Below are 9,923 nucleotides of genomic sequence, written 5' to 3' on the forward strand. Positions count from 1 at the left end.
GTTNTTTTTAATTATGTTTTTAATTTTAGATAAAAATTAACCTAAAAGCTCAGCTAGTTGCTTGCTTACTGCTTCAACCGCTTGTGTACCGTCTAGTTTATGGTACTGCGTGTTACCCGCTTTCGCTTCTGCTTGGTAGTAGTCAACCAATGGCATTGTTTGCTCATGGTAAATACCTAAGCGTTTACGAACTGTCTCTTCGGTATCATCTGCACGAATAATAAGTTCTTCACCTGTTTCGTTGTCTTTACCTTCCTCTTTTGGTGGATTGTAAACAACATGATAAACACGACCAGAACCTGGATGAACACGACGTCCGCCCATACGCTCAACAATAACTTCATCAGCAACATCAAATTCAATAACGTGATCAACCACTACGCCATTTTCTTTCATAGCATCAGCTTGTGGAATTGTACGTGGGAAACCATCTAGTAAGAAGCCTTTCTCACAATCTGGTTTTGCAATACGCTCTTTAACAAGGCCAATAATAATATCGTCAGAAATAAGCTGACCTGCGTCCATTACTTTTTTTGCTTCTAGGCCAAGTGGTGTGCCTTCTTTAATTGCAGCTCGTAGCATATCACCGGTAGAAATTTGTGGAATACCGTATCTATCCATTAAAAACTGAGCTTGAGTACCTTTACCTGCACCCGGCGCGCCCAAAAGAATAATGCGCATATCATTGTCCCCTAATATGAGAGTTTATTTTAAAGTCTGAATTCTTCCATAAGCGCTGCAGATACTCAAGTAACTTATACTAATTGTCTATACAACAGCGCATAAAAAAGGGAACAGACGTTCCCTTTTTACTCAATCATTGATTTTTAATACTTATTTGCTTAAATCAAGCATAAGTTTATTTAAGCGAGTTACAAATCCAGTTGGATCTTTAAGCGTACCGCGCTCTGCAAGCAAGGCTTGGTCTAGTAGTACATGTGACCACTGTGCAAACTTATCTTCGTCTTGCTCATCATTTAAGTGCTTAACCAGTTGGTGATCTGGGTTTAATTCAAACACAGGCTTAGCCTCTGGAACAGCTTGACCTACTGACTCCATTAGCTTTTGCATTTGCGAGCTCATGTCGTTGTCATCGCTCACTACACACGCTGGTGAGTCAGTTAAGCGGTGAGTAAAGCGTACATCTTTAACATCATCACCTAACGCAGTTTTGATGCGCTCAACTAAGCCTGCAACTTCTTTTTCAGACTCTTCTTGTGCTTTTTTAGTTTCTTCGTCATCTAGCTTACCTAAGTCTAAATCACCACGGGTAATTGACTGAAATTGCTTTTCGCCAAATTCCGTTAAATGGCTCATCATCCACTCATCTACACGATCGCTTAGCAACAATACTTCAATGCCTTTTTTACGGAAGATTTCTAAGTGTGGTGAATTTTTAGCAGCAATAAATGAGTCAGCAACCACATAGTAAATTTTATCTTGGCTGTCTTTCATGCGCTCAATGTATTGCTCAAGTGAAACATCTTGAGTTTCTGAGTCGGTGTGCGTTGATGAAAAGCGCAGTAATTTAGCAATGCTTTCTTTGTTGGCCGCATCTTCAGCTGGGCCTTCTTTCATTACCTGACCAAATTCATTCCAAAATGTTTGGTAATCATCAGCTTTGTTTTTAGCCATACGCTCAAGCATTTTAATAATACGCGACGTACACCCCTTACGAATAGCTTGGGTTACTTTGTTGTCTTGTAAAATTTCACGCGATACGTTTAGCGGTAAATCGTTTGAGTCTAATAAGCCTTTAACAAAACGTAAGTAGCTTGGCATAAACTGTTCAGCGTCATCCATAATAAACACGCGTTGCACATAAAGTTTTAAACCACTTTGGCGCTCACGGTTCCATAAATCAAAGGGTGCTTTTTTAGGAATGTATAACAAACTGGTGTATTCAGTTTTACCTTCAACTTTGTTATGTCCCCAGCTAAGCGGATCTTCCCAGTCGTGGCTTACATGCTTATAAAACTCTTTGTATTCGTCCTCAGAAATTTCTGATTTGTCACGTGTCCACAATGCAGTTGCACGGTTAATGCTTTCCCACTCACCTGGAACAGCTGGGATTTTTTCACCATCTTCACCTTCAGACTCAGGTACTTCTGCCTTGTACATTTGTACTGGTGTAGAAATATGATCAGAGTATTTAGTGACGATACTGCGAAGACGCCACTCATCTGCATATTCATTTTCTTCTTCACGAAGATGTAAAATAATGTCTGTACCACGGCCTTCTTTTTCGATTTCTTGTAGCGTGTACTCGCCTTCACCTTTTGACTGCCATTCAACCGCTGTAGTCTCTCCTGCTTTACGAGTACGAACAGTCACTTCATCAGCAACAATAAATGCTGAGTAAAAACCAACACCAAACTGGCCAATAAGCTGTGAATCTTTACTTTGATCGCCTGTTAAGTTTTTGAAAAATTCAGCCGTACCCGACTTAGCAATGGTGCCTAATGAGCTGATCACTTCATCACGCGTCATACCAATACCATTATCAGAAATGGTTACTGTGTTAGCGTCTTTATCGGCGCTTATACGTACGCGTAAATCCGCATCACCTTGATAAAGGTCACCGTTTGAAAGGGCTAAAAAGCGCAGTTTATCGGCTGCGTCAGATGCATTTGATACAAGCTCGCGTAAAAAGATTTCTTTATTTGAATAAAGCGAGTGAATCATTAAGTTTAATAGTTGTTTTACTTCTGTTTGAAAGCCTAATGTTTCTTTTTGTGCTGCAGTCATTTATGTATCTCCAATTTGCAAAGTGTCTGCGTTATGCACTTAATATGGGGTGAGCCGTGAGAAGTTCAAGTAAAAAAATAAAAAACCCATTCAAAGACACTTTAAAGGGCTTAATCAACTAAAAAGGCGTTGCGGCATGCCCGTGCATTGGCTTATCAGTGCGTGGATGAACAAAAAATAAGTCGCTGGCATGTAATAATAACCGTTGAGCTCTCTGCTCACTGCAATCATTTTTATATAAATCACAGCCGAGTATGGGGTGGCCAAACGTTAGGCTATGTATCCTAAGTTGATGAGTGCGTCCAGTTATAGGAGTAAAATCGACCAAGGTTTTTTGCTCTTTATTAAAACGTTTAACCACTTTAAATTGAGTCTGCGCGGGTTTGCCGCTCTGGTGGCAAATTTTCACTTTCGGAAATAACATTTTATCTTTTGCTATAGGCGCAGTAATCACTCCCTGAGACTCAGCAACTAGACCCGCGAGCATTGCGCGGTAATATTTTTTAACATTTCTGGATTGAAATTGCTGATTCAGTGCTTTAACTGCTTGCTCGTTAAGTGCCACCACCATTACTCCTGAGGTGCCCAAATCTAAACGGTGAGGTAATATCGCTTTAGGAAACGCTGCGGTAACGCCTTGCTGGCCATTGACAAGCCTATAGTGAACCGAATCCCAGTTAAGAGGGTTTTTACCCGACAAACTTAACAAACCGCTAGGTTTATTGATCAACAAAATATCATCATCTTGATAAATAATTTTTATGTGTTCATGGCAAACAGGTGCGATAAAGTCATCAACAATCACATTAGCACTTTGGGTTATTGCAGCCATACCATCCTTAAGTTTTATTTATATTGCAATCAAAGCCAATAAAAAAGCCTACAACATGTATGTAGGCTTTTAAAGTAAGTTCAAATAGTTAAGCTTAAAATAAACTATTCATGGCTGACTAAGCGCCGGCCACTAAATGCATGCATTAAGGTTGTGCCATCGACTAAATCAAGCTCGCCACCCACAGGAATGCCGTGAGCTATTCGCGATGCACCCACTTTATACTTATGACAAAGCTGGGCAATATAATGAGCCGTTGTTTCACCTTCAACCGTTGGGTTAGTGGCTAATATAACTTCATTAATACCGCCGTGCGCAAGTTTTTGTTCAAGCAGGTCCAGGCCAATTTCTTTAGGGCCTATACCATCAATCGGTGACAAATGCCCCATTAATACAAAGTAGAGTCCTTTGTATTGGCCTGTTTGTTCAATCGCTAACACATCTGTAGGCGACTCAACCACACATAAAATGCCACTGTCTTGGCGCTTAGTGCTTAAGCAAATATCACATTGCGCTTGCTCGGTAAACGTACGGCACGACTGACAATGCCCTACAGCCGTCATCGCTTTTGTTAGCGCATTACCAAGCTGAGTGCCGCCTTTACGGTCGCGCTCTAATAAATGAAATGCAATACGCTGAGCAGATTTCGGGCCAATACCTGGCTGAGAACGCAGTGCTTCAATAAGCGATGTTAAACTATCTGAAAGTTGCATAGTTGCTTAGAACGGCATTTTCATACCAGGTGGTAATTGCATACCGCCTGTTACTTTGCCCATGCGCTCTTGAGTTTCTTCAGCAACACGGCGAACAGCATCATTACACGCTGCTGCTAGTAAATCTTCAATCATGTCTTTGTCGTCTTCCATTAAGCTTTCATCAAGCTCAACACGACGAACATTGTGGTTACCAAGCATGGTTACTTTTACTAAACCAGCACCGGCTTCACCAACCACTTCCATCGCTGCGATTTCTTCTTGGGCTTTTTGCATGCGCTCTTGCATTTGCTGCGCTTGCTTCATCATGTTACCCATTCCACCTTTAAACATAATCGTCTCTCTTTCTTTTAATACATTAACTGGAGTATAAATAAGGGCACTGGTCGTTAATTACAATGCCTGAATACTGTTTTCGTCAATTTCAGCGCTAAATAGCTGTTGGAATTGTACTATATTTTCATCGCTGGTGATCACATCAATCGCTTGCTGGTGACGACCGGCATCAATTTTTTGTTGAATCAAATAAGGTGAGTCAATCACCCCGCTAGCAAAATCAATATTAAGCTCAACGTTGTGTCCATAAATAGTAGATAACGCCACATTTAACTTTTGACGTAACATTGGCGTATCTAAATGCTTTTGCGATTCATCGACCTCAATATGAAAATGATTGTCTTGTTTGGTAAAAATTGAATGCAATGCAAACTGGCGCATGCGTCCGCCAAGTCCCATACGCTTTATTAAATAGGCCCATTCGTCTTGTTGATGGGCAAACCTAATTTCACTAATTGGGCTTTGAAAATCATCAGGTACCGGAATACTAGGCTCTTGTTCAACAACAGGTGCTGGTTTTTGCGGGTTAATTTGCTCTAATAGCTCGGGTGCTAAATTTTCAGTAATCGTTTGATGCTTGGCTTTAAAGTCAACTTTGCTCGCTGGTTTGTTTACTACCTGAGCTTGGCTCCCCTGTGCTGGGAGCTGAGGCTTTTTTTGTAGGTCATCGCTCACCTCACTATCCCATGGGGGTGGCTGCTGCGATACAGTTTGTGCTTCATTTCTGGCAGGTCGGCTAAATTCAGGTTTTATCGGTGCTGGTTTTTCTTCAGTTGGCTTATCAATAGCGGCACTTGAAAGCTTACCGGCACCCGAAATGTTTCTATCGCGTAAAATACGCGCTATTGCTGACTGTGCTCGCGCTTCTTGCTCACCCATTGATGACGCAGAGTGATCTGCGTTACTAGCGACATTTGCTAACTCAGGGTTAAACCCTTGATCAACCGCGCTACTCATTACATCATCGTATTGTGCGGCAATAGTTTGTTCTACATCACTGTGCTGCATATAGGCATCATCTTCACTTTGACGCTGCGCTTGTTCATCACTTATTACAGGGGTATCGACAATTTGAGGCTGACTTTGTACCGAACTTTGCTCATTCTGTGTTTGGCTATTATCAGGCTGTAAAACCTCAGGCTCAGCGGCTTTTTTTGGCTGCGTATTAGTTGCTAATGGCTGAGTTTGAGGTGTATTACTCTGCGCTGGCTTATTTTTATTTAAAATATCACGCAGTGCATTAGCACGCCCTGCGCTATTTTGCTCTGGCGCAGCTTGTGAGCTAGGTTCAGGTTGAATGGTTTGGAGCTGCGCAGGTTCAAATGCTAGCAATCTGAGCATAATCATTTCGAAACCTAAACGAGGCTCAGGTGCCCATTGTAAATCTTTTTTGCCGTTAAGTAATAGCTGGTAATACACTTGAATTTGTTGAGCATGGGTATGCGCTGCAACATGCTCAATGTAATCAGCGTTATTGCTATCAAGCGCCGCCGCTTCAGGGACTAATTGACTCAATTGAATCACATGCGTTAGCGCAATTAAGTCGTCAAGCAGCGCAATATAATTTGGATTTCGGCTAGCGACTTGAGCCACTTCATTCATCAGGGCTGTGCCATCTTGCGCTAATAGTGCCGCAAGTAAGCTCTGACTGTAATGCGTGTCCATTAAACCAAGCATGTCTTGTACAGCTTGATTTTTAATATCACCATTTGTTTGAGCAATCGCCTGATCGGTCAGACTTAATGCATCTCGCATACTACCATCGGCCGCTTTGGCAATAATACTTAGCGCATCATTATCGAAGTTAAGCTGCTCATGGGTAAGCACATGCTCAAGCTGTTGCTTAATCTCAGCTTGCGACAATGCATTCAGATTAAACTGTAAACAGCGAGATAAAATAGTCACTGGTAATTTTTGAGGATCAGTGGTTGCGAGCAAAAATTTCACATGCTCAGGCGGCTCTTCAAGCGTTTTTAATAACGCATTAAAGCTGTGCTTTGACAACATGTGTACTTCATCGATTAGATATACTTTGTAACGTCCGCGCGTTGGCGCATATTGAACGTTATCAAGTATCTCACGCGTATCCTCAACCTTAGTGCGTGAGGCCGCATCTATTTCGAGTAAATCAATGTAGCGCCCTGCCTCTATATCAACACAGCTACTACATTGACCACATGGTGTGGCAGATATACCTTCATCACAATTTAAGCTTTTAGCAAAAATACGGGCAATGGTGGTTTTACCAACACCACGGGTTCCAGTGAATAAATAAGCGTGATGCAGTCTATTTTGAGTCAGCGCGTTTACCAACGCCTGTTTTACATGAGACTGCCCAACCAATTCATGAAAGGTTTGAGGACGCCATTTTCTCGCTAGAACCTGATAACTCATCGATTATTCGCCTTCGAATTCAACCAATTTTAAAATATTGATGCCCATTTTTTCAATACGTTGCTCACCACCAAGCTCTGGAAGTGATACAACAAAGGCAGCATCTGTGGCGTTACCGCCTAATTTTGCAACCAACTTGGCTGTTGCTTCAATTGTACCACCGGTCGCCAACAAGTCGTCAACTAACAAGACTTTATCACCGGCTACAATCGCATCAGTATGAAGCTCTAGTGTATCTTCGCCATATTCGAGTTGGTAATCTTGGCGAATAACTTCGCGCGGTAATTTACCTGGTTTACGAACAGGGATAAAAGGAATTCCCAAAGCATAAGATAGCGGAGCACCAAAAATAAAGCCACGTGATTCAGTGCCGATAATTTTAGTAAAACCTTGGTCTTTATAAGCGTCAATAAATGCATCTATGGTTGCTTTAAACGCTTCAGGGTTTGCCATTAGGGTTGTTACATCGCGAAACATAATGCCCGCTTTAGGATAATCAGCAATTGTAGTAATGCTGTTTTTGATAATTGCTGGTGTTACTTGAGTCATAATTTTAACTGCTCAATGATTAATATTACAAAGCAGGTGATTATAACCTTAAGTGGTCGTAAATTGCGAGTTTGCGATAATTATAAAGTGTCGGGAGAGGGAAGTGATAAAAATGTAAGGCTGATGAAAAACAACAGCCTTAAAATAAAACCTGATTAAGTTAAGCTGGTGATCCAACCTAAAATGGCATTTAAACACCCTATTCCAGCAAATACGGCTAAGAATGCAAAAAAGTAAGCCGCATTGAACGGGTCTTTAAAGTCTTTATCATCTGACATGGGTACAACCTTTTATTAAGCACAACAAATAAAGGCGCTATAATAGACGATGTGAAATAATCAATAAAGAGCTTAGTCTTGATTTTTTGTCACTATAATTTGCCGCTGTGCCATAGCTGTTAAGGTACTGAGTGCCCCTTGTGTTATTTGCTCAAGATTAAATTGTGGTGCATTTTCACTAACCTGTTGGCAAACCTGCTCAAACGTACTCCCCGCTTCATTTTCAATAATAGACAGTAGCATGGCGGTCATGGCATTGGTGGCCAAAAATTGCACCTCATCACTCTCATCGCGGTAAACAACAAAGAAATACGGCTGCTCTGAAGGCTGTTGAGGTTGAAATTCTTCACTTATATGTTGCACTGGATAGTCGTAGCTTAAGTTACGCGCTGTTTTAGATAAATACAAAGGAGAATGAGTAAGCTTATTAGTGCTTAGAGGGAGCTCACGGGGGTCAGCCTTCATTACAGACACGTCAAGCTCAATCCATTCATAATGAGCTAGCGCCAGCATAAATACCGGATCAGACTCTTTAGGTACATAGCTTGTCATTAAATAGGTAATAAATTCTTCAGCAATATCTAAAAAGTAAGGAGACTGGCAATCATGTTCACTAAAAAATTGACGAACCAGCAATAGCCACTGTTGCTCACTATAGAGTGTTTTTAAAACTGGAAATGCCGATGAAACAAAGCCATTAATATTATTAAAAAACAGATCCCGATAAATGGCCATTCGCCTGTCTTCAATATCGGTTGGACACGGCTGCATATTAGGCTCTCGAATATGGGCCATAAATTCATTTTGTACATCAATAAAACTCATGATAACGACTCTTTTGAAACCCTGAAATAGCAAGTATTTGTTAAATACTAACGGCTAAGCGCTTTGTGCTGTTGATAACAACTTAAGGTGCTTTGCTTGTAATTGATGGATTATATCCAGCTCTTTAATTAACACGTTAATAGGTGGAATATTAAAATCTCGCTCTAGCAGTGTGGGAAAAACACCATGTGCTTGATATGCGCTATCGAGCAATTGCCAGACAGGGTCAATAACATCTGCGCCATGAGTATCTATAATAAGGTCATCAGCTTCATTGTAGTGACCTGCAACATGGCAATAGGCAATTTTATTGGTTGGTAGCCCACTTAAAAACGCTTGTGCATCATAGCCATGATTAATCGAGTTCACATAAATATTATTAACGTCTAACAACAGCTGGCAATTAGCGTCTTCTAAAATAGCATTGGTAAATTCAAGCTCCGATAGTTGCTGACCAGGGGCACCATAATAAGACACATTTTCGAGCACAAGTGGTCGCTCTAATATATCTTGTACCTGTTTAACCCGAGAAACGACATGTTTAATCGCTTCTTCAGTAAAAGGAATTGGCATTAAGTCATACATATGGCCTTTACCTGAGCAATAGCTCAAGTGTTCGCTATAAACTTTAATATCGTGGTTATCAAAGAAGTTTTTTAACGACTTTATAAATTCAATATCGAGCGGCTCCGGTGAGCCAATAGAAAGTGACAAACCGTGGCAAACAAAGTGATTATTATTAGTTAACTGTTTAAATTGCTTTTCAAAGCGCCCGCCTAGTTTTAACCAGTTCTCTGGAGCTACTTCCATAAACTCAATTTGTTTTGGTATTGCATTTTCAAGCTCATCTAGCATTTCTCTTCGCAAACCTAAACCGACCATGCCAAAGTTAGGTGTTTGAATGTGAGCCATAATAAAACCTCATATTAAATAAAAAGGGCCTAATGGCCCTCTCACTTGTATCAAAAAAAGAAAAATTTAGTGGTTACCACCACATTTACCTTCGCCACACTTACCTTCTTTTTTTGCTTTAGCGTCACCGCCACATTTGCCTTCTTCGGCTTTGCCTACTTTTTTGGCTTTACCTTGTGCGCCGCATTTACCTTCACCGCACTTACCTTCTTTTTGAGCTTTGCCTTGTGCACCGCATTTACCTTCGCCAGCTTTACTTTCTTTCTTAGCTTCGCCGCCACATTTACCTTCGCCGCACTTGCCTTCTTTTTTGGCCTTAGCATCACCGCCGCATTT

At 41.0% G+C, this 9,923-nt stretch carries 10 protein-coding genes and 1 pseudogene; all 11 read right to left on the reverse strand.

The window, feature by feature from the left end:
- Positions 1-36: 36 nt before the first annotated feature.
- Positions 37-681, reverse strand: coding sequence for an adenylate kinase (adk, locus tag P20439_RS14880; protein ID WP_008468042.1), 645 nt, complete (start codon positions 679-681; stop codon positions 37-39).
- 153 nt (positions 682-834) lie between these two features.
- Positions 835-2,748 carry a molecular chaperone HtpG gene (gene htpG / locus P20439_RS14885; RefSeq protein ID WP_008109307.1) on the reverse strand — a complete coding sequence of 638 codons (1,914 nt, stop codon included), beginning with the start codon at positions 2,746-2,748 and terminating at the stop codon, positions 835-837.
- A gap of 118 nt (positions 2,749-2,866) precedes the next feature.
- Positions 2,867-3,580 (reverse strand): RluA family pseudouridine synthase, encoded by a 714-nt coding sequence (locus P20439_RS14890; RefSeq protein ID WP_008109309.1) that lies wholly within the window; start codon positions 3,578-3,580, stop codon positions 2,867-2,869.
- Between the two features lie 104 nt (positions 3,581-3,684).
- Positions 3,685-4,293, reverse strand: a complete 609-nt coding sequence (gene recR / locus P20439_RS14895; RefSeq protein WP_008468045.1) for a recombination mediator RecR — start codon at positions 4,291-4,293, stop codon at positions 3,685-3,687.
- A gap of 6 nt (positions 4,294-4,299) precedes the next feature.
- Positions 4,300-4,626 carry a YbaB/EbfC family nucleoid-associated protein gene (locus P20439_RS14900; protein WP_008109313.1) on the reverse strand — a complete coding sequence of 109 codons (327 nt, stop codon included), beginning with the start codon at positions 4,624-4,626 and terminating at the stop codon, positions 4,300-4,302.
- A gap of 60 nt (positions 4,627-4,686) precedes the next feature.
- Positions 4,687-7,023 carry a DNA polymerase III subunit gamma/tau gene (gene dnaX / locus P20439_RS14905; protein WP_008109315.1) on the reverse strand — a complete coding sequence of 779 codons (2,337 nt, stop codon included), beginning with the start codon at positions 7,021-7,023 and terminating at the stop codon, positions 4,687-4,689.
- Positions 7,024-7,026: 3 nt separating this feature from the next.
- The gene (apt, locus tag P20439_RS14910) at positions 7,027-7,572 is read right to left on the reverse strand and encodes an adenine phosphoribosyltransferase (protein WP_008109316.1); all 546 of its coding nucleotides are present in this window, start codon (positions 7,570-7,572) and stop codon (positions 7,027-7,029) included.
- 155 nt (positions 7,573-7,727) lie between these two features.
- Positions 7,728-7,850: a hypothetical protein gene (locus P20439_RS19105; protein WP_008109320.1), complete on the reverse strand. Its 123-nt coding sequence runs from the start codon at positions 7,848-7,850 to the stop codon at positions 7,728-7,730.
- 72 nt (positions 7,851-7,922) lie between these two features.
- Complete coding sequence (locus P20439_RS14915) at positions 7,923-8,675, reverse strand: DUF2063 domain-containing protein (RefSeq protein WP_008109321.1); 753 nt, start codon at positions 8,673-8,675, stop codon at positions 7,923-7,925.
- Between the two features lie 54 nt (positions 8,676-8,729).
- Positions 8,730-9,587: a DUF692 domain-containing protein gene (locus tag P20439_RS14920; protein WP_008109323.1), complete on the reverse strand. Its 858-nt coding sequence runs from the start codon at positions 9,585-9,587 to the stop codon at positions 8,730-8,732.
- A gap of 66 nt (positions 9,588-9,653) precedes the next feature.
- Positions 9,654-9,923 (reverse strand): annotated as a pseudogene (locus P20439_RS14925) (hypothetical protein); the annotation flags it as partial.

It is taken from the genome of Pseudoalteromonas sp. BSi20439 (assembly GCF_000241165.1).
GTDB lineage: Bacteria > Pseudomonadota > Gammaproteobacteria > Enterobacterales > Alteromonadaceae > Pseudoalteromonas.

Excerpts from the sequence above, each read along its gene's own strand:
- adk (WP_008468042.1), bottom strand. The coding sequence starts at position 681 with ATGCGCATTATTCTTTTGGGCGCGCCGGGTGCAGGTAAAGGTACTCAA.
- P20439_RS19105 (WP_008109320.1), bottom strand. The coding sequence starts at position 7,850 with ATGTCAGATGATAAAGACTTTAAAGACCCGTTCAATGCGGCTTACTTT.
- P20439_RS14915 (WP_008109321.1), bottom strand. The coding sequence starts at position 8,675 with ATGAGTTTTATTGATGTACAAAATGAATTTATGGCCCATATTCGAGAG.
- apt (WP_008109316.1), bottom strand. The coding sequence starts at position 7,572 with ATGACTCAAGTAACACCAGCAATTATCAAAAACAGCATTACTACAATT.
- P20439_RS14890 (WP_008109309.1), bottom strand. The coding sequence starts at position 3,580 with ATGGCTGCAATAACCCAAAGTGCTAATGTGATTGTTGATGACTTTATC.
- P20439_RS14900 (WP_008109313.1), bottom strand. The coding sequence starts at position 4,626 with ATGTTTAAAGGTGGAATGGGTAACATGATGAAGCAAGCGCAGCAAATG.
- recR (WP_008468045.1), bottom strand. The coding sequence starts at position 4,293 with ATGCAACTTTCAGATAGTTTAACATCGCTTATTGAAGCACTGCGTTCT.
- htpG (WP_008109307.1), bottom strand. The coding sequence starts at position 2,748 with ATGACTGCAGCACAAAAAGAAACATTAGGCTTTCAAACAGAAGTAAAA.
- P20439_RS14920 (WP_008109323.1), bottom strand. The coding sequence starts at position 9,587 with ATGGCTCACATTCAAACACCTAACTTTGGCATGGTCGGTTTAGGTTTG.
- dnaX (WP_008109315.1), bottom strand. The coding sequence starts at position 7,023 with ATGAGTTATCAGGTTCTAGCGAGAAAATGGCGTCCTCAAACCTTTCAT.